Source organism: Streptococcus sp. 27098_8_74 (assembly GCF_041431705.1).
GTDB lineage: Bacteria > Bacillota > Bacilli > Lactobacillales > Streptococcaceae > Streptococcus > Streptococcus salivarius_E.
Genome location: NZ_JAPVYF010000004.1, coordinates 84,899 through 105,012, shown reverse-complemented (window position 1 = coordinate 105,012; position 20,114 = coordinate 84,899). Strand labels below are relative to the sequence as shown.

19 protein-coding genes are annotated in these 20,114 nt (G+C 39.4%); all 19 read left to right on the top strand.

Going from position 1 to position 20,114, the window contains the following annotated elements; genetic code table 11:
- Nucleotides 1-334 precede the first annotated feature (334 nt).
- The 19 genes from gdhA (at nucleotide 335) to O3670_RS02510 (ending at nucleotide 20,112) form a co-directional block, all read left to right on the top strand.
- Nucleotides 335-1,687, top strand: coding sequence for an NADP-specific glutamate dehydrogenase (gene gdhA, locus O3670_RS02600; protein WP_037597452.1), 1,353 nt, complete (start codon nucleotides 335-337; stop codon nucleotides 1,685-1,687).
- A 579-nt stretch (nucleotides 1,688-2,266) separates the two neighbouring features.
- A complete protein-coding gene (locus tag O3670_RS02595; RefSeq protein WP_371482387.1) occupies nucleotides 2,267-3,514 on the top strand; it encodes a putative glycosyltransferase family protein in 1,248 nt (415 codons plus the stop codon).
- Between the two features lie 157 nt (nucleotides 3,515-3,671).
- Complete coding sequence (locus O3670_RS02590) at nucleotides 3,672-4,082, top strand: peptide deformylase (RefSeq protein WP_002886693.1); 411 nt, start codon at nucleotides 3,672-3,674, stop codon at nucleotides 4,080-4,082.
- 188 nt (nucleotides 4,083-4,270) lie between these two features.
- Nucleotides 4,271-4,714 carry a MarR family winged helix-turn-helix transcriptional regulator gene (locus O3670_RS02585; RefSeq protein WP_371482389.1) on the top strand — a complete coding sequence of 148 codons (444 nt, stop codon included), beginning with the start codon at nucleotides 4,271-4,273 and terminating at the stop codon, nucleotides 4,712-4,714.
- A gap of 3 nt (nucleotides 4,715-4,717) precedes the next feature.
- Complete coding sequence (locus O3670_RS02580; RefSeq protein ID WP_371482391.1) at nucleotides 4,718-6,532, top strand: ABC transporter ATP-binding protein; 1,815 nt, start codon at nucleotides 4,718-4,720, stop codon at nucleotides 6,530-6,532.
- On the top strand, nucleotides 6,522-8,300 hold the full coding sequence (locus O3670_RS02575) for an ABC transporter ATP-binding protein (RefSeq protein WP_371595761.1): 1,779 nt from the start codon (nucleotides 6,522-6,524) through the stop codon (nucleotides 8,298-8,300). The genes O3670_RS02580 and O3670_RS02575 overlap by 11 nt, the downstream gene beginning before the upstream one ends.
- 107 nt (nucleotides 8,301-8,407) lie before the next feature.
- Entirely contained in the window at nucleotides 8,408-9,031 is a 624-nt protein-coding gene (locus O3670_RS02570; RefSeq protein ID WP_371595760.1) for a GNAT family N-acetyltransferase, read from the top strand.
- 148 nt (nucleotides 9,032-9,179) lie between these two features.
- A complete protein-coding gene (locus O3670_RS02565) occupies nucleotides 9,180-9,803 on the top strand; it encodes a GTP pyrophosphokinase (protein WP_371595759.1) in 624 nt (207 codons plus the stop codon).
- Between the two features lies 1 nt (nucleotide 9,804).
- Nucleotides 9,805-10,482: a response regulator transcription factor gene (locus tag O3670_RS02560; RefSeq protein WP_060972076.1), complete on the top strand. Its 678-nt coding sequence runs from the start codon at nucleotides 9,805-9,807 to the stop codon at nucleotides 10,480-10,482.
- Nucleotides 10,483-10,495: 13 nt separating this feature from the next.
- Nucleotides 10,496-11,719 (top strand): sensor histidine kinase, encoded by a 1,224-nt coding sequence (locus tag O3670_RS02555; RefSeq protein WP_073685638.1) that lies wholly within the window; start codon nucleotides 10,496-10,498, stop codon nucleotides 11,717-11,719.
- A 235-nt stretch (nucleotides 11,720-11,954) separates the two neighbouring features.
- Nucleotides 11,955-12,692 carry a UMP kinase gene (gene pyrH / locus O3670_RS02550; RefSeq protein ID WP_002885551.1) on the top strand — a complete coding sequence of 246 codons (738 nt, stop codon included), beginning with the start codon at nucleotides 11,955-11,957 and terminating at the stop codon, nucleotides 12,690-12,692.
- Between the two features lie 14 nt (nucleotides 12,693-12,706).
- Nucleotides 12,707-13,264, top strand: a complete 558-nt coding sequence (gene frr, locus O3670_RS02545; protein ID WP_002886708.1) for a ribosome recycling factor — start codon at nucleotides 12,707-12,709, stop codon at nucleotides 13,262-13,264.
- A gap of 90 nt (nucleotides 13,265-13,354) precedes the next feature.
- Entirely contained in the window at nucleotides 13,355-14,212 is an 858-nt protein-coding gene (gene cvfB, locus O3670_RS02540) for an RNA-binding virulence regulatory protein CvfB (protein WP_371595758.1), read from the top strand.
- Between the two features lie 8 nt (nucleotides 14,213-14,220).
- Nucleotides 14,221-14,436, top strand: a complete 216-nt coding sequence (locus O3670_RS02535) for a YozE family protein (RefSeq protein ID WP_173018390.1) — start codon at nucleotides 14,221-14,223, stop codon at nucleotides 14,434-14,436.
- A gap of 238 nt (nucleotides 14,437-14,674) precedes the next feature.
- Complete coding sequence (locus O3670_RS02530; protein ID WP_371595757.1) at nucleotides 14,675-15,940, top strand: LysM peptidoglycan-binding domain-containing protein; 1,266 nt, start codon at nucleotides 14,675-14,677, stop codon at nucleotides 15,938-15,940.
- Nucleotides 15,941-16,019: 79 nt separating this feature from the next.
- Nucleotides 16,020-17,084, top strand: coding sequence for a PhoH family protein (locus O3670_RS02525; protein ID WP_155212836.1), 1,065 nt, complete (start codon nucleotides 16,020-16,022; stop codon nucleotides 17,082-17,084).
- Nucleotides 17,085-17,205: 121 nt separating this feature from the next.
- Complete coding sequence (locus O3670_RS02520) at nucleotides 17,206-17,904, top strand: hypothetical protein (RefSeq protein ID WP_070576537.1); 699 nt, start codon at nucleotides 17,206-17,208, stop codon at nucleotides 17,902-17,904.
- Nucleotides 17,905-18,056: 152 nt separating this feature from the next.
- On the top strand, nucleotides 18,057-19,103 hold the full coding sequence (locus tag O3670_RS02515) for a hypothetical protein (RefSeq protein ID WP_037601891.1): 1,047 nt from the start codon (nucleotides 18,057-18,059) through the stop codon (nucleotides 19,101-19,103).
- A gap of 130 nt (nucleotides 19,104-19,233) precedes the next feature.
- A complete protein-coding gene (locus O3670_RS02510) occupies nucleotides 19,234-20,112 on the top strand; it encodes a hypothetical protein (protein WP_371595756.1) in 879 nt (292 codons plus the stop codon).
- The last annotated feature ends 2 nt before the right edge of the window (nucleotides 20,113-20,114 follow it).

Sequence of the window (20,114 nt, the reverse complement as noted above, 5' to 3'; positions counted from 1 at the left end):
TAGTAAAATTATTAAATTCATAATAACATAGTTGGGGATATTTGTAAATGTAAAAATAGTAAATTTACTAAATTGTTTTTAGGCTATTTTAGCTTTAAAGTTGAAAAAAAGTTTAAAAAATTTTGGAGAAAAACTAGAAAAATAGAATTCGCTTACATTGTTGAATTGATAACTTTTTAGGAGTAGCTTAAAAAAGATAGATCACTTGCTATGTCATAAAACCTAACATAAAAATCAAAAAAATAGCAGAAAATACTTGACAAGAAGATTCTGAAAATTTATACTATTCATGTAATTAAATTACTAAGGTAATTATTTGAAAGGAAACATTGATATGACAACAGGTAAAGAGTACGTTGCTAGCGTTTTTGAAAAAGTGAAAGCTCAAAATGGCCATGAGGCTGAGTTCCTTCAAGCAGTTGAAGAAGTTTTCGATTCACTTGTTCCTGTCTTCGATAAATATCCTAAATATATTGAAGAAAACCTTTTGGAACGTTTGGTTGAACCAGAACGTATCGTTTCATTCCGTGTGCCATGGGTTGACGATAAAGGACAAGTACAAGTAAACCGTGGTTTCCGTGTACAATTCTCATCAGCTATTGGTCCTTACAAAGGTGGTCTTCGTTTCCACCCATCAGTAAACCAATCAATCATTAAATTCCTTGGTTTCGAACAAATCTTTAAAAACTCATTGACTGGTCAACCAATCGGTGGTGGTAAAGGTGGATCAAACTTCGATCCTAAAGGTAAATCAGATAACGAAATCATGCGTTTCTGCCAAAGCTTCATGACTGAATTGAGCAAACACATCGGTGCAGATACAGACGTACCTGCAGGTGATATCGGTGTTGGTGGACGTGAAATTGGTTACCTCTATGGCCAATACAAACGTCTTCGTAATGAGTACACAGGTGTTCTTACTGGTAAAGGTTTGAACTGGGGTGGATCACTTGCTCGTACAGAAGCAACTGGTTACGGTGCTGTTTACTTTGCAGAACAAATGCTTAATGCACGTGGTGAAAACTTTAACGGTAAAACAGCAGTTGTTTCAGGTGCTGGTAACGTTGCCATCTACGCTATTGAAAAATTGCAAAGCCTAGGTGCTAAAGCTGTAACATGTTCTGACTCATCTGGTTTTGTTTATGATCCAGACGGAATTGACGTTGACTTGTTGAAAGAAATCAAAGAAGTTAAACGTGAACGTATCGTTAAATATGCAGAAGCTCGTCCAAATGCAACCTTCACACCTGCTGGTGGTGAAAAGACAGTTTGGTCTATCAAAGCTGACTTGGCATTCCCATGTGCAACTCAAAATGAATTGGATGAAACAGATGCAGAAACACTTGTAGCAAATGGTGTATTGGCTGTTTCAGAAGGTGCTAACATGCCTTCAACTTTGGGAGCTATTGATGTCTTCCTTAAAGCTGGTGTATCATTTGGTCCTGCCAAAGCTGCTAACGCTGGTGGTGTTGCTGTATCAGCTCTTGAAATGGCACAAAACAGCGGACGTACACAATGGACATTCGAAGAAGTTGATGCTAAACTTTACGATATCATGAAAGGTATCTACGAAAATGCTGCAGCAGCTGCTAAAGAATTTGGTCATGAAGGTAACCTTGTTGTGGGTGCCAACATCGCTGGATTCCTTAAAGTTGCAGACGCTATGTCAGCTCAAGGTATTGTTTAATTAACAGCCTTGCCCTGATTAATAAGCCTCTCGATAAAATAAAAAAAGAAGCCTGCGGGTTTCTTTTTTTGTTTAGACAGACTTAGGAGGAAGAGGTGTTCCGTGCTTTTTTTGGTATAATACCTTGTAAGAAATCTCTTTCTAGAGCAGATTTTTATGAATTAGAATACAAGAGGAATAATTTTGAGTGTTGGAAAGGGTCCCTGTGGGCTAAAAAAGAAGAAGTATACTAATCAGACAATCATTCTAATAAGTTTCTTAATCAGTATGGTGTCAATACTGCCTATGTTCTTTTTTAGGGACAAGCTTTATGGTGATGATATTGTCTTTCACATTAACCGACTGTTATCTTTGGATACTGTCTGGAAGAGTCCTATCAATTTTACGACTAACGGAGGGACCGGACAATTAATCAATACCTTTTATCCCTGGTTAACTTATTATCCTATTTTCATAATCTATAAGCTGACTCAGTCGGTCTTTGTAGCCTGGATGAGTTTTCAGTTTCTTGTTCGCTTTGTAACTTGTTTGCTTAGTTTTTACGGATTACGTTTATTGAAATATTCTGATAAACAGGTGATGATATTTTCTACCTTTTATCTCTTTTCGGGGTATTTCTTGCACAATTCTTATTACCGGGCGGCCGTTGGCGAAACGCTAGCGATGATTTTTCTACCTCTAGTTTTCGTTGGCGTTCGTTTGATAACTTTTGGAGATTACAAGAAATGGTGGATCTTGACTCTTGGGATGCTTGGTTTAGTTTATTCCCATGTCTTATCGGTCCTCTTGGCTTCTGTTGGAATTTTCTTTGCGGTGGTAACTAGTTTTTGGATTTGGGATAATAAAAAAGAACGTGTCCTAGGATTTCTTAAGGCCACCCTTGTCACTCTTAGTATGTCTCTAGCTTTCTTTGTTCCTATGATAGAGCAATTCAAGTATGTCACTCTACGAACGACTTTTAAACCGCTCCTATCAAAGACAGCTTTAAGTCTGGCAGACAACTGGGAGTCGATTCTAAAAAGTGATTTAAGGACTCCATCAGTAAATCTTCTCTATCTCCTGGGCTTATTGCTAAGCCTTATCTTTGCTAAGCGTTTTGTTAAGGTTAGGGAAGCTAGAATTTACCTTTTTATTTCTCTTATTTTAGCTTTTTTAACCTTGAAAAGTTTTCCTTGGCAGTTCTTACAGTCAAGTCCAGTGTCCAACCTTCAATTTCCTTGGAGATTATGGAGTTTTGCTCTGCTTTTCTTCAGTTTAGCTTTGACGAATATCTTAGAAAATATTTCTATAAAGGCATCGACAATACTTGTCTTGTTAGGTCTTTGTCTAAATATGTTTCAGATTGTTACTGTTCAAGATAAGATGACTAAAGCAAAGAATATATTGCCAAGTCATACAAAAGTCACGAGAGAAATGCTGGCCAAGGGAACTTATAAAAATATAAATGGGGATTATACCAATAAAGAAGTGCCTTTTGGCTTTATCTTTGACAAACACCTTTTCTTGGATAATCAGGAAATCAAGCCATTCATCAGCCGTTCCCCCAACGAGCTAGTACTTACGGTGACCAACGAGTCTAAAGAATCTAAGGTCTTGTCGTTGCCAGTTTTCTACTACAAAGGGCAAGAAGCAAGGATTGATGGGAAGCGAGTAACCACTTACTTAGCTAAGGAAAAGAATCCAACTAATCTAGTCTTACCACCAGGTAAACATGGTGTTGTTTTGACCTATAGCTATACTACAGTTGCTAAAGTGGCAATGAGTGTTTCAACTATTAGTCTTTTGGTTTTTATTGGTTATTTGTATAGAGTGAAGAAAGATGACTAAAAAGGAGCCTGCGGGTTTCTTTTTTTTGTCAGTTTTACTAGAGGGCGGGCCTTTTGATATAATAGGTCAAGGTGATTTATTTGAAATGAAAACCTTTGGTTCCGATAAAAGAAGGATATATTATTTCATAGTTTAGATAAGAAAAGGGAGTAAATAGATGATAAAAACTATCGTAAAGGATGTCTTTTTCCTTGGACAAAAATCGACAGAAGCGACTAAAGAAGACCTCTATTTGGCTAAAGATTTGCGTGATACATTGGAGTTTCATAAGGATGCCTGTGTGGGTATGGCTGCCAATATGATTGGAGTTAAAAAGCGTGTCATTATCGTAAATATCGGTTTTGTTAATCTAGTCATGTTTAATCCTGTTTTAGTCAGCAAATCCTCACCTTTTCAAACAGAGGAGTCTTGTTTATCTTTAGAAGGAAGTCGTCCAACCAGACGTTATGAGTCGATTGAGGTAGCTTATTTAGATGAACAATGGATGCCTAAACAGTTAAGTTTTTCTGGCATGCCAGCCCAAATTATTCAACATGAATTGGACCATTTGGAGGGTATTATTATTTAGATAGCCTAGCTCAAGCGTTGTTAGGTTTTAGAGTCCAAAGCCTTAATAATCACAGTTACGGGAGTGAGAGTGGAAAGCAATATTCTTTTTCACTCTTTTTTAGTTCTCATAGGAACCTTTTTTCTTGACAATAGTTCTCATAAGAACTAAGATAGTTTCCATGAGAATTATTCAAGGAGGAACTTGCGATGCATGGAAGAGATCCTTTTAGTGACGTTAGAGAATTCATCAATACCATGGAATCTAGAGTGCAAGAGCTAGGCAAAGCATACGGCGTTGAGCATTTAGCTGGTCCACAAGGGTTTGCCGTCAGGTACTTGTTTGAGAACCAAGATAAAGAAATCTTTATCAAAGATATCGAGAAAAGGCTATCTATATCTAAATCAGTGGCTAGTAATTTGGTCAAACGTATGGAGAAAAACGGTTTCGTTGAATTGGTGACATCGGACAAGGACAAACGCTACAAGTATGTTCATCTGACAGACTTGGGTAAAAAGAAGGCCCAAGATGTTGGACATTTCCGAGAGGCTATCCATGAACAGTTATTAGAAGGCATTTCGAAAGAGGATGCTGAAACAGCTTTTCGGGTCTTTCACCAAATTCGTAAGAATTTAGAAAAAAATAAGGAGTAACTTATGTTTAAAATTTTTAAACGTTTGACAGCAAAAGAGTTAAGCATGATTATCTTAGCTGTGATATTTGTTTGTTTGAACGTCTATTTAAACTTGAAAATTCCAGACTATATGTCTGACATTACGACCCTCTTATCAACCAAGGGGACTAAGGCGTCGGATATTTTTGCCTGGAATACAGATGCCCCAGGAATGCGAATGCTTTTAATGTCCTTTGCGGGCTTTATGGCCTCAGTAGTGGTTGGTTTCCTAGCTGCCAGAACAGCAGCAAGTTTTACAACCCGTCTTCGTGATGATATCTTCCATCAAGTTCTAGATTTTTCGGATGCAGAGATTAAGCAATTCTCCATTCCTAGTCTTTTGACCCGCACGACAAATGATATTACCCAATTACAGATGGTACTGACCATGGGACTACAGGTCATTACACAGGGGCCTATCATGGCCATTTGGGCGATTACAAAGATTGCCGATAAAAATGGAAATTGGCTCCTTGCCTTGCTTGTCGCTGTGGCAGTGATTGCCGTTCTCATGCTCTTCCTCTTAATTATGGTTATGCCTAAGCAACGCTTAATCCAAACTCTGACCGATAAACTGAATAGCGTAACGCGTGAATCTCTTACAGGAATTCGTGTGGTGCGTGCCTACAACGCCGAAAGTTATCAAGAGGATAAATTTGAAAAGGCCAATACTGATTTGACCCAAAACAACCTCTTTATCGGTCGTTCTTTTGCCTTGCTAACACCGGTAATGACTGCTGTATCCAGCGGTTTGACACTGGCTATTTATTGGATTGGTGCGCATCTGATTGAAGATGTTAAGATTCCAACAGATCCAACGAAAATTGCTGGTGCCATGGAAGACAAGGTCCATCTCTTCTCAGATATGGTTGTCTATTCGTCTTATGCCATGCAGGTTGTTATGGGATTCATGATGATGATTGTCGTTTTCTTCCTTCTTCCACGTGCCGTTGTAGCAGCTGGCCGTATCAATGAAGTTTTAGATACCCAATCTTCAGTCTCTTACCCTGAAAATAGTTCTGAAAAACCTAAAGACGTGGGCACTGTCGAATTCGATGATGTTTCCTTCCGTTATTCTGAAACTTCAGAGCCTGTTCTGGAGCATGTTAGCTTCAAAGCTAAAAAGGGAGATATGGTTGCCTTTATTGGTTCGACTGGATCTGGTAAATCAACGCTTGTCAACCTTATCCCACGATTTTATGATGCCACGCAAGGAACTATCAAGGTTGACGGTGTGGATGTACGACATTATGACCACGAAACCTTGCACAATATAGTCGGTTATATTCCACAAAAGGCTGTGCTTTTCTCAGGTAATATCACGTCAAATATGACAATGGGAACGAGCAATAATAGTCCTCTAGATGACGCTAAAATTTGGGAAGCTCTCGAATTGGCTCAAGGAAAAGACTTTGTTGAAAATAAAGAAGGCCAACTTAAGGCAGAAGTGGCTCAAGCGGGGTCTAACTTCTCAGGTGGCCAGAAGCAACGTTTGGCTATTGCGCGTGCACTTGCCCGTAAGCCTGAAATCTTGATTTTTGACGATTCCTTCTCAGCTTTGGACTATAAGACCGATCGTAAACTGCGTCAAGAATTGTCTGAAAAAACACAAGATATGACCAAGTTGATTGTTGCTCAACGTATCTCTACTATTATGGATGCTGATCAAATCTTGGTACTTGATCAAGGTAAAGTAGTCGGGCAAGGAACCCACAAGGAACTCTTGGCTAACAATGAGGTTTACCAAGAAATTGCTTATTCACAATTGTCTAAGGAGGAGTTAGAAAATGGAAAATAAGCCAAAAACATCGTCCTATAAACGCTTAAAACCCTATATTAAAGGTTTCCCAATTCCCTTTGTCCTTGCGATTGTTGGAGCAATTATTTCAGCAGTCATTACAGTTATTGGACCAGATAAGCTTAAAGAAATTACGAATACTATTACTGAAGGTATTACACCTACCAAAATGGGGACGATTCCAGGTATTGATTTGGATAAGGTGACAAGTATTGCTATGACCTTGGCTGTTCTCTATGCCATTTCAGCGATTGTGGGTTACTTACAAAGCTTTACGGTTGCGACGGTTACACAACGCTTTTCACAACGTTTTCGTACAGCTATCCAAAAGAAAATCAACAGTGTTCCCCTTAATTATTTTGACAGTCATTCTCAAGGGGACACCCTCTCTCGTGTGACTAATGACGTTGACCTTTTGGGACAATCTCTTAGTCAAGGTTTGGGTACCCTAATTACTTCAAGTATTCTCTTGGTCGCAGCCATTATTATGATGTTTTACTCAAATGTCACTATGGCTTTCACTGCGATTGGTTCTGTCTTGATAGGATTTGTTCTAGTAGCCTTCATCATGGGTTTCTCACAACCCCTTTTCAAACGTCAACAAGAAAATTTGGCTAACATTAATGGATATATTGAAGAAATCTACACAGGTCAAGCAGTTGTAACGAGTTACAATGCATCTGAAGAAAGTAGTCAAGCTTTCAAGGGGCTTAATGATAAGCTCTATAAATCGATGTGGCAATCTCAGTTTATCTCAGGTATTATGATGCCACTTATGATTTTCATTGGGAACTTTGGTTACGTCATGGTCTGTCTTGTGGGAGCTATTAAGGTTATTGATGGTAGCTTGACTATTGGTGATGTGGTGGCCTTCATGACTTATGTTCGTATTTTCTCACAACCTCTTTCTCAAATTGCACAAGGGATTACACAGCTCCAGTCAGCCACTGCAGCTATCGGTCGTATCTTTGAATTTTTGGAAGAAAAAGATATGGATGACGAATCAGGTAAGACAGCTGAATTGACAGATACTAAAGGTCAAGTTGTCTTTGATCATGTTTCCTTTGGTTATACTCCTGAAAAGATTATTATTCATGATTTTTCAGCTCTTGCTAAGCCAGGTCAAAAGATTGCGATTGTTGGTCCAACAGGTGCTGGTAAGACGACTATTGTTAACTTGCTTATGAAGTTCTATAACATCGATCAAGGCCATATCACCATTGACGGTGTGGATACTGGCGACATGAAACGTGAAACTGTCCATGATCAATTCTCTATGGTGCTTCAGGACACTTGGCTCTTTGAAGGTACTATTCGTGATAATTTAATTTACAACCAAGAAAATATCTCTGACGAGCAAGTTATTGCTGCAGCCAAGGCTGTCGGTGTTCACCACTTTATCACCACACTTCCAAAAGGTTATGACACTTATTTGGATGACTCTGTGACATTATCAGTTGGTCAGAAACAGCTCTTGACCATTGCACGTGCCCTTCTGAAGGATGCCCCTCTTCTTATCTTGGATGAAGCGACATCATCTGTTGACACCAGAACAGAAGAATTGATTCAAAAAGCCATGGACAAACTTATGGAAGGTCGGACTTCCTTTGTCATTGCTCACCGCTTATCAACCATTCGAAATGCTGATCTTATCCTTGTGATGAAAGATGGGAATATTATTGAACAAGGAAATCATGATGAGCTCATGGCAGCAGATGGTTTCTATGCTGATCTTTATAATAGTCAATTTACAGAAGAAGTTGCCTAAACTTTTCTTATAAAATTATAAGATTTTACAAAAAGCCATAGAACGTATGACTGTCAGTCATGCGTTTTGTGTTATACTGAAAAAAACAGACAGATTAGGAGATTAAGATGCAATATCGCAAAGCAAGACTAGACGAAGTTCAGGAAGTGGCACAAGTATGTGCAGATGCCTTTGAAGATTATCCCTATCTTTCAATGATTGCCACTAATTTAAAGAAGCCTGAACAGTATGAGGAATTTGTCTTAGCCTTGCAGGAAATGTTGGTGCGTTTAGCTATAAAGATGGATTCGTGTTTGGTGGCTGAAAAGGATGGTCGCATTGTTGCGGCAGCTATTTTACAGCACCAGACGATTTCTATGCTTAACTATCTCCAGAACGGAGCGACCAAGCTTTTCCGTTTCATAAGCATCACTAAGTTGTTTAAGTACTTTAATTTTGTTGAAGAGTCTGAAAGACATCTGGAGGATTCTGCAGAATACGATTGGTACCTGATGATGTTAGCAGTAACTCCAGATTATCAAAGAAAAGGTATAGGAAGTCGTTTCTTGCTTGAAGGGGTTGAACCTTTTGTACGTAGTGCAGGAGGTCGTAGTCTTGGCTTGATTACCAATCGCGATTACAATGTGCCTTTCTATGAGAAAAATGGCTACAAGCAATGTGGTTATAAGGTCTTGACCTATGAAACACACAAACTAGGCAACTGGCCTTTTGTCAAACCACTTGATGCATAGCCTTGTGTTAATTGAACTTAGATAAGCAAATTGAATCTGGCTTCGGCTGGATTTTTTTCTTAGCTTTAGAGTCCTTCTTGTCTGGCTCATTCCTTATTTTTAAGCCTATCTATGCTATAATTAAGAAACGCTATTAGAGGAGGTTTATATGTCAACTCCAAGTATTTATGGGGAATATGCACAGTATCTTCCCAAGATTTTACAAGAAATAACAGACCCGATTATTGCGGCTAATATTACTAGCAAAAAAGAAACAGGCTTCAAACTCTATGAACATTTTATTTCACGAATCAAGGAGAGCGATTCTATGCGTGACAAGTGTCGTCGGAAAAATTTGCCTGAAACCAGCCAGTCTGCCCTCAAGGAAACCCGTGACAGTATTGGTATTCGAATTGTTTGTGGCTTTGTCGATGATATTTACAAGACTATCGATGTCATTAAGACTATCCCTGGCGTCTCTATCTATAACGAGAAAGATTACATTTTAAATGCTAAGCCTAATGGTTATCGTTCATATCATCTCATTTTGGAAGTAGAAACTGAGTTTCCAGATGTCTTAGGAAATGAGAAAGGAACCTATTTTGTTGAGGTTCAGCTTAGGACCATCGCTCAGGATTCGTGGGCCAGTTTGGAGCATCAGATGAAGTACAAGCATGATATCAAGAATCCAGAAATGATTACCCGTGAGCTTAAGCGCTGTGCGGATGAATTAGCTTCATGCGATTTGACCATGCAGACCATCCGTAACTTAATTCAAGAAGGAGGGGACTAGAATGGCTTTGAAAATTCTACTAGCTGAGGATGAGGAAGCTCTTTCTCGAGTTTACAAGGCGGCTCTTGAGCATCAAGGCTATGAGGTGGATCAGGCCTTTAACGGTCAAGAGGCAGTTGACTTAGCCGCACAGAATGCCTATCAAGTAATGATTATGGATATCATGATGCCCATTAAAACAGGTATTGAGGCCCTGAAAGAGATTCGCTCCTCTGGGAATACGACGCATGTCATTATGTTGACAGCCATGGCTGAAGTTGATGATCGTGTGACAGGACTTGACGCTGGGGCAGACGATTACTTGACCAAGCCGATTTCTCTTAAAGAACTTTTGGCTCGTTTGCGCTCACTAGAGCGTCGTGTTAGTGAGACCTTTACTGCCAAAATTTTGACACTTGGTTCTGTACGTTTGGACCAGGAGGAACAGGAGTTGGTAGCTGGCAACGCCATTAGACTTTCGAGCAGAGAGACCAAGTTAATGGCTCACTTCATGCTCAATCCTGCCAAGAAATTAACGACTGAGCACCTTTTTAAGACCATCTGGGATGATGAGGAAGATGTGGACGAGTCTATTGTCTGGGTCTATATTTCCTATTTGCGTCAGAAATTGCAAGCTATCCAGGCTGATATCAGCATTCTTGGTGAAAAGGGTGGTGACTTTTGCCTTCTTGCCAATTAGAGAGGAGTAGTTCATGTTTAGACGTTTACGACTTCAATTTATTACGATTGCTTCCTTGGCTATTCTCTTTATCTTGGTTTTTACAGTGGGAATCATTAATACTGTGAGGTCCTTTCAGACAGAACAGGAAATTAGTAAGGTCCTCAACACGCTTACAGAAAATAATGGTAGTTTCGGAAAAACTAAAAAAATTGAGACCAATCAAGGGCATGAAATTCCATTGGATAGTTTTCGTTTTTTCAGTGTGACCTTATCTGGTGATAAAGTGGTCAGTCAGGATACCAGCCATACTTCTTTAATAGATGATGAAGAAGCTGTTAGCTATGCACTTGCAGCTAGCCGTATGACGAATACTCTTGGAACAATTAGAGAAAAAAATATCAATCTGAGTTATCAGGTTAGCAAAGTCAGCAAAAATAAGATTCTTGTGGTCTTCCTGGACACGACCTCTTATTACAATTCTTCCCAAGCCTTGCTCAGTCTTTCTATCCTTTTATCACTGTTTGGGTTTATCTTTTTTGTCGTCATTGTCAGTGCCTTATCAGGAATCGTCATTCGTCCCTTCATTCGAAACTACGAAAAGCAGCGACGTTTTATTACCAATGCTAGTCATGAATTAAAGACACCATTGGCCATTATTTCTGCCAATACGGAGCTACAGGAACTCATGACTGGAGAGAACGAATGGACCAAGTCAACGAATGATCAGGTGGCACGTTTGACCACTCTAATCAATTCTCTGGTAGCCCTATCTCGTCTGGAGGAGCAGCCGGATATTGTTCTTCAAGATGTGGATTTTTCCTATATTACTGAGGATGCAGCAGAGGACTTTAAGGGACCTGTCGTTCGAGATGGTAAATCTTTTGTCATGGACATCACACCGGATATTCATGTAAAGGCAGAGGAGAAGTCTCTCTTTGAACTTGTGACTCTCCTTGTGGATAATGCTAACAAGTATTGTGATCCAGAAGGGACAGTTACGGTAAGACTTCGTCAGATTGGAAGAACGCGAAAACGGGCTCGTTTAGAAGTGTCAAACACCTATAAAGAAGGTAAGGCTGTTGACTATAGCAAGTTTTTTGAGCGTTTTTATCGTATTGAAGAATCCCATAATAACAAAGAACATAAAGGTTTTGGCATTGGCCTGTCCATGGCTCAAAGTATGGTCAAATTATTTAAGGGGCGTATCTTTGCCTCTTATAAAAATGACACCATCACCTTTACAGTTATCTTGTAAGGATATTTTTAAATATTTGACTAGGTGAAAACCCTAATTTATGATAAAATAGTAAGGATGAAGATTTAGTGTTTTCTTTGCAAAAAATGAAAACATTCTCCTATTCTAATCATAAAAAGGAGTTGCTCGAATAAGCCCCTTAACCACCCTAAAAGGATGGTAATTGACGACTTAGGAAAGATGAATCTCAGCTAAGAATTAAATCATAAAACAAAATAGTTAATAGGGAGAAATCATGGCAGAACCAAAATACAAACGTGTCCTCATTAAGCTTTCAGGTGAAGCTCTAGCTGGTGAACGAGGTGTTGGGATTGATCTTCCAACTGTCCAAGCTATGGCTAAAGAAATTGCTGAGGTAGCGGATTCAGGTATTCAAATTGCTCTAGTTATCGGTGGTGGTAACCTTTGGCGTGGGGAACCTGCAGCTGAAGCAGGAATGGATCGTGTTCAAGCAGACTATACTGGTATGCTTGGAACAACTATGAATGCCCTTGTTATGGCAGATAGTTTGAAACAACTCGGTGTTGATACACGTGTTCAGACAGCGATTGATATGAAATCTGTGGCAGAGCCTTATATTCGTGGTCGTGCCCTTCGTCACCTTGAAAAAGGTCGTATTGTTATCTTTGCAGCAGGTATTGGTTCACCGTACTTCTCAACAGATACAACAGCGGCTCTTCGTGCAGCTGAAATTGAAGCTGATGCTATTCTTATGGCTAAAAACGGCGTTGATGGTGTCTACAATGACGACCCTCGTAAAAACGCTGATGCTGTCAAATTTGATGAATTGACACACGTGGAAGTTATCAAACGTGGTTTGAAAATTATGGATGCCACAGCTTCTACCCTTTCAATGGATAATGACATTGACCTTGTTGTCTTCAACATGAACGAACCAGGAAACATCAAACGTGTTATCTTTGGTGAGCAAATTGGGACAACTGTATCTAACAAAGCAGAATCACACAAGTAAGAAAGAGAGAATTTATGACAAACGCAATTATTGAAAAAGCAAAAGAACGTTTCACCCACTCACACGAGTCATTGGCCCGTGAATTTGGCTCTATCCGTGCAGGTCGTGCCAATGCCTCACTTCTTGACCGCATCACTGTAGAATACTACGGTGCTCCAACACCACTTAACCAATTGGCTTCAATCACGGTCCCTGAAGCACGTGTCCTTTTGATTTCACCATTTGATAAAGGTTCAATTGCTGATATCGAACGTGCTATCAATGAATCTGACCTTGGAATCAACCCAGCTAATGATGGTTCTGTTGTGCGCTTGGTTATCCCAGCACTTACAGAAGAAACACGTAAAGAGTTGGCTAAAGAAGTGAAAAAAGTCGGTGAAAATGCTAAAATCGCTATCCGTAACATCCGTCGTGATGCTATGGATGAAGCTAAGAAGCAAGAAAAAGACAAAGAAATCACAGAAGATCAATTGAAAGCTTTGGAAAAAGATATCCAAAAAGCAACTGATGACGCTGTTAAGAAGATTGACAGCATGACAGCAGAAAAGGAAAAAGAACTCCTTACTGTTTAATCAATAGAAAAATAAGGAGAGTGGGACAGAAGCAAAAGAGCATGGACTATGTTAGCTTCCTTGTCCGACTCTCTTTTTAGAGGAAAAAAGATGAATACATTACTTGGAACGATCATTACTGCCCTAGTAACTGATGAAAATGATAAATTTTACTTTGTACAAAAGGACGGTGTGACTTTTGCCTTGTCTAAAGAAGAAGGGAAATACGCCATTGGTGACATGGTGACAGGCTTCGCCTATACAGATAGCAAGCAAAAATCACGTCTGACTCAAAAGGAAATCAAGGCAACTCGCGATTCCTATGGTTGGGGAGAGGTCACTGAAGTTCGTAAGGATTTGGGTGTCTTTGTAGACGTAGGAATTCCAGATAAGGAGATTGTTGTCTCTCTCGATGTTTTGCCAGAACTCAAAGAGCTTTGGCCTAAGAAGGGGGATAAACTCTACATCAAACTCGATGTTGACAAAAAAGACCGTATTTGGGGACTTCCTGCTGAACCTGAGGTCTTTCAACGTATGGCTGGACCTGCTTACGATAATATGCAAAACCAAAAATGGCCAGCCATTGCCTACCGTCTCAAATTGTCAGGAACTTTTGTCTATTTGCCAGAGAATAACATGCTTGGTTTCATCCATCCATCAGAACGTTATGTGGAGCCACGTTTAGGTCAGGTCCTTGAAGCGCGTGTGATTGGGTTCAGAGAAGTTGACCGGACCCTCAATCTTTCTCTTAAACCACGTTCTTTTGAAATGCTCGAAATTGATGCTCAGATGATTTTGACCTATTTAGAGAGCAATGGTGGCTTTATGACACTTAATGACAAGTCATCACCAGCAGATATCAAGGCAACTTTCGGTATTTCTAAGGGTCAATTTAAGAAGGCTCTAGGTGGTCTGATGAAGGCCAAAAAAATCAAACAAGATCAGTTTGGAACAGAATTAATCGGTTAGGAGAAGGCGTGAGAAAATCCTTTTATACTTGGCTGATGGCCCAGCGTAATTCCAAATCCAATGAACCAGTAGCAATCTTGGCTGATTTGGCTTTTGAAGATTCAACCTTCCCGAAGCATACCGATGACTTTGAAGAAGTCAGTCGTTACTTGGAAGATCAAGCTAGCTTTTCCTTTAATCTAGGGCAGTTTGACCAGATTTGGGAAGATTATCTAGCCCATTAATAGTGACTAAGTTTACGATAAGCATAATGACTTTTAGCATTTTCTTTAAAAAGTAATTACCATTTGAAACGGGATGAATTGTTACAATTTTTTACAAATATATCAGCTTTTTTTCAATAAATTAGGCTTGTTACAACTAGTTGGTAATTGCTTTAAAGTGCAGTAAATCACCTCTCTTTTGACAAAAAGTGTGGTATTCTTGTAGAAGTTAAAATTGTTAAAAAGGAATGAATTATACATGTTATCAAAATCTAAAACAACAAAGGCTCTTCTTTACTCGACCGCAGCACTTTCACTTTTTGCTGCAAGTCACGTACATGCCGATGAAACTTCAAACTGGGCAGCACGTTCAGTAGACCAAATCAAAGCAGATATCGCTGTAAGTGATAACCAACAAACTTATACAGTTCAATACGGTGATACTTTGGGAAGTATCGCTGAAGCAATGGGTATCGATGTGAACGTTTTGGCTAACATCAATCAAATTACAAACATTGATTTGATTTACCCTGGAACAGTCTTGACAGCAACTTACAATTCTGATAATCAAGCAGTCTCTGTTAGAGTTGAAACTCCAGCTTCAGAAACATCAACTACACCTGTAGTTGCAGAAGCTAATTTGACAACTAACGAAGTGACTGTAAATGGTCAATCTGTAGTTGCAGCGGACTTGACAGCTCCAGTTGAAACAGTAAGCACAACAGCTACTCAAGCACCTGCTACAGAAGAATCAACTCAAGCTGTTTCAGAAGTAACAGAAGCTATCGCATCAGCATCAGAAGCACCAGCATACGCAGAAACTGAACAACCAGTTGCTGATGCTATTGATCATGTAACTGCGTCAGCAGAAGCTACACCTGAAGCAGAAACTACTCCAGCTGCTGAAACACCAGCACAACCTGAAGTAAAAGAAGAAGCACCAGCAGCAACGTCAGAAGCGTCTTCAGAAGCACCAGCAACTTCAGAGGCACCAGCAGAACAACCAGCTGCAGAGCCAGCAGCAACATCAGAAGCTGCCTCAGAAGCACCAGCAGCATCAGAGGCGCCAGCAGAACAGCCAGCGGTAGAACCAGCAGCAACATCAGAAGTAGCATCAGAGGCACCAGCGGCTTCAGAGGCACCAGCAGCACAACCTGCATCAACAAATACACTTCCAACGGATCCACACCTTCAACCACAAGCTGAAGCTTTCCGTCAAGATGTAGCAGCACAATTCGGTCTTACTGATATCGGTGGTTACCGTGAAGGTGATCCACAAGACCATGGTCAAGGACTTGCCGTTGACGTTATGGTACCAGTTGGTTCAGAAGTTGGTAATCAAGTTGCTCAATATGCAGTAGACAATATCTCAAATGCAGGTATCTCATATGTCATCTACAGACAACAATTCTACGCACCAGTAGATAATATCTACGGACCAGCCAACACTTGGAACCAAATGCCTGACCGTGGTAGCGTTACTGAAAACCACTATGACCACGTTCACGTGTCATTCAACGCATAATTAAGAATTACAAAAAGTCACGCTTGGCGTGATTTTTTTGATATAATGGATAAAAATACTTAAGAAAGAGGAACTCTATTTGCAAGAGTATTCTGTTGAAATTACCCTAAATCATCCAGATGATGTCTTGGCGCTTTTTGGGACCAATGAGCGCCATCTAAAACTTATCGAAGAAAACCTAAATGTTATCATTCATGCTCGAACAGAGCGTGTGCAGATTCTTGGGGATGACGAAGAAAGTGTTGAATTGGCCCGTTTGACCATTCAAGCCCTCCTTGTTTTAGTGGAGCGAGGGATGTTAGTTAACACTTCAGATGTTGTCGCAGCCTTGACCATGGCTCAAGATGGTTCGATTGATAAGTTTGTTGCTTTATATGAAGAAGAGATTATCAAGGACAATAGTGGTAAGCCTATCCGAGTGAAGACTTTAGGACAAAAGGTCTATGTTGATAGCATTAAAAATCATGATGTGGTCTTTGGGATTGGTCCAGCCGGTACAGGGAAGACCTTTTTAGCGGTTACCCTTGCAGTTACAGCTCTTAAACGTGGTCAAGTTAAACGTATTGTTCTAACACGTCCGGCGGTTGAGGCAGGTGAAAGTCTTGGCTTTTTGCCTGGCGATCTCAAGGAAAAGGTAGATCCTTACCTTCGTCCAGTTTATGATGCCCTCTATCAAATTCTTGGCAAAGAGCAAACGACTCGCCTAATGGAACGTGAAATTATTGAGATTGCCCCTCTTGCTTATATGCGTGGTCGTACCCTCGAAGATGCCTTTGTTATCCTTGATGAAGCGCAAAATACAACCATCATGCAGATGAAGATGTTCTTGACTCGTCTTGGGTTTAATTCTAAGATGATTGTCAATGGAGATATGAGCCAGATTGACCTTCCACGTCGTGTTAAATCTGGTCTTGTCGATGCCATGGAGAAATTGAAGGGAATCAAGGCTATTGATTTTGTTCATTTCTCTGCCAGTGATGTCGTACGTCACCCAGTTGTTGCCGATATCATTAATGCTTATGAAAAAGATGCACCTAAGTTTGATCTTGAGAAAAAATCAGAAGAATCAGACCAGGCTAAAGAAGTAGTATCAGGATTGACCGAATACCCAGTCATTGGTGCTGAGGATGTTAAAAGTAAATAGATGAAAAGAGGTTTGAGAGTAAGTGTTCTCCCCCTCTTTTTCTTTGATAGTCAAGTCACAGATTTCCTCTCTATTTTTGGTAAAATAGTATTGAAGAATAGGCCAAAATGGGGGGAGAAGTATGACTAAGGCAAAAAAATGGAAGATTGCTCTTATTTCGGTTCTTGGCCTTGTGGCAGTAGTCTTAATAGCCATTATAGAGGGAAGGTTTTGGAAGTATCAAGAGAACTATATTCCAGATGGTACCTATCAGATGGTAAAATATGAGGCTAAATCAGCATATTCCAATGAATTGATAAATTGGACTAAGCGGGGAGAGAATAATGATAGTTTATATGAGGATTTTATAGTTGTTGAGAATATGAAATCTCAATTTTATTATGTTTTTGTGGGGGATGGGGAACCTTTTGTCTCACCATTTGAGCACGATGAAAAGCTTCCACAGACTTTTGACCCACATACTGGGACTTTGAAACAGGATCTAACAGTCTCTGAATATAAAGCTCTAGTGATTTCTCATATTGATAAGATTTCTAAAAAGGGAGAGGAGTATTCAAACGTAAAGGAAGTATCTGTCCAAAGGTGTGTAGACGATTATAAAAAAATGTTGAAGCAAAAAAGAACTTATGAAAAGCGACCTAATGGTCTCGTTCTGACTGTTTATGCTGATGATGGACATATTGAGTCGCGTAGAACTTTTAAACGATTGAGCTCAGAGGAAGCCAAAGAGGTCAAAAGTGGTTATGATTGGGATTATGAGTATTCCTTGAAGTATTATAATTATTCAAGGCATGATGGGGATTATCTCATCTGGCGTTGAACTACTTACCGACCAAGTACCTCTTTACTATCGAGAATCATAGCCAAATGTTTTATTAAAAAAACTTACAGTCTTTATGATAATTGTCAAATACTATTTCACCATTTATTTTGGTACAATAGAACAGTAGACCAATAAAAAAGGAGATTATTATGAACCAGCAAGAGTGGATTGAGTACTTTGAATTAGTCAACGGTCGTAAACCAACTCCCGAAGAGTTATCTCAAGCTCAAGCAGCAGGCGAGTTTATCCTTGAACGACCTAATATTTTTAGCTCAAATGGACAAGTGACGGAGCAAAGACCGATTAAACCAGCTGAACCTGTAATTGCTATGACGCAACAGCCTCAGTTTGCCCAAGCAACAGCAACCTTCCAACAAGTAGTACCCCCTAAAAAAGGTATGTCTAAGAAAACTAAGATTATTTTGGCATCAGTCTTAGGTTCCTTGGCAGCGATTTTACTTATCGTTGGAGGCTATTCACTATGGCGCTACCAATCAGGTAAGATTGCGGATGGAACATATGAGGTAGTGGCCTATTCTTATCGTGATGAAGATAAAGATAAGATGGTAAATGCTTTCGATGAATTTGATGATGTCTACTCCTTTGTAGAAGTAAAAAATAATAGATCTAGATACTATTCTTATCTCGAGGACAATAAATCACCTTATGTTAGCTTGTTAGAGTATGAACATGAAATCCCTCAGCAGTTCGATCCATGGAATAAAACTCAGACAGAAGTTTTAACAGTTGAAGAGCTTGAATCTACAGTCAAAGACTTCATGAAAGATATGTCTAAGGATTATTCTTTTTACACTAAAGACGCTACAAAAGAAGCCGTTAAAGAATCTGTAAAATCTTACAAGAAATCTCTCAAAGAAAAACGAACTTACGTCAAAAAAGGTAACGAGTATACGCTATCTACTTATGACAAGGATGGAGAGCTTCAATCCCGTGTTACTTTTAAGCGTATGAGTAAGGGGGATGCTGAAGAGCGTTGGGATGATTATAAGGATGCAATTAAAGATTATAAGAAAGAATTGAAGACTTATAGTGATCAGTACGACGAGTATAAGGATTACTTTAATTATGGTTATGGAGGTGACTACGGTTATGGTTACAGCGATGACTATGGTAGTGGTTCTAAATCAGGCTCTGACGATAGTAAAAGCAGCAAAAGAGGCATTGATAAAATTTAATCAGCCAATGATGTAAATGAGCAAAGTGGTACAAGAAGGAGAGCTAAAACTCCATCTTGGTACCGCTTTTCTTTTTATGAAAATAGTCAAATAGCTTTGGAGTCTTTTTTCTGGTAGAATGGAAATATCAATGAAAAAGGGGACTTTTATGAACGAAAAAGAGTGGTTAGATTATTTCGAAACAATCAATAATCGTAAGCCGACAGAGGAAGAAATCCAACAAGCAAAAGCTAATGGGGAATTTATTTCTCAAGAGTCTAAGGACGAGGGTGTTAATCCTCAACAATCTCAGTTGAGTGATCAAGTGACACAAGCCGTTTCACAAGTTGCTCCTGCTAAGACAGGCTTGTCTAAGAAAGCTAAAATTATTATTGCTTCTGTGGTGGGAGCGATTGTCCTAGTGGCACTTTCATTTGGTGGCTATGCGTTTATGCACCTGCAAGGTGGTAAAATACCTGAAGGAACCTATCTGCTTGAAACTTATCGCTTTTACCATAAAGATAAGAAGAAAATGGTTGATGGTATGGAATCTTTCAAGAAAAGTGGCCTAGAGGCTCATGATTTTGTTAAAGTCAAAGGTGATAATGTTAAATTCTATTTTTATACCTTAGCTGGCGGGAACAATCTGGTTGACTTTACAGACTATGATACAGACGCAGCTTACCGTCCAGATGCTTGGTCTAGAACGCTTAAACCAAACATGTCACTATCTGAATATACCAAAGTCATTGACCAGGCAGTAGATAGTCAATACAAAATAAGTGAATATCGAACTAAGGCTGATAACGATGAAAGTAAAAAGATTTACGTTAAATCCTACAAAGAATCTCTTGAAGAAACCGTTCGATACAAGGTTAAGGGTGATAAATTAATTGTCACTACTTATAATAAGAAAGGCAAACTTACAGAAGAGAGAAGCTTCAGACGCCTATCAGAGGATGACGTGAAGAAATTAGATTATGACTATGAACGTGATGTTAGAGCTGATAAAAAGCTCTTTCAAAACTAGTA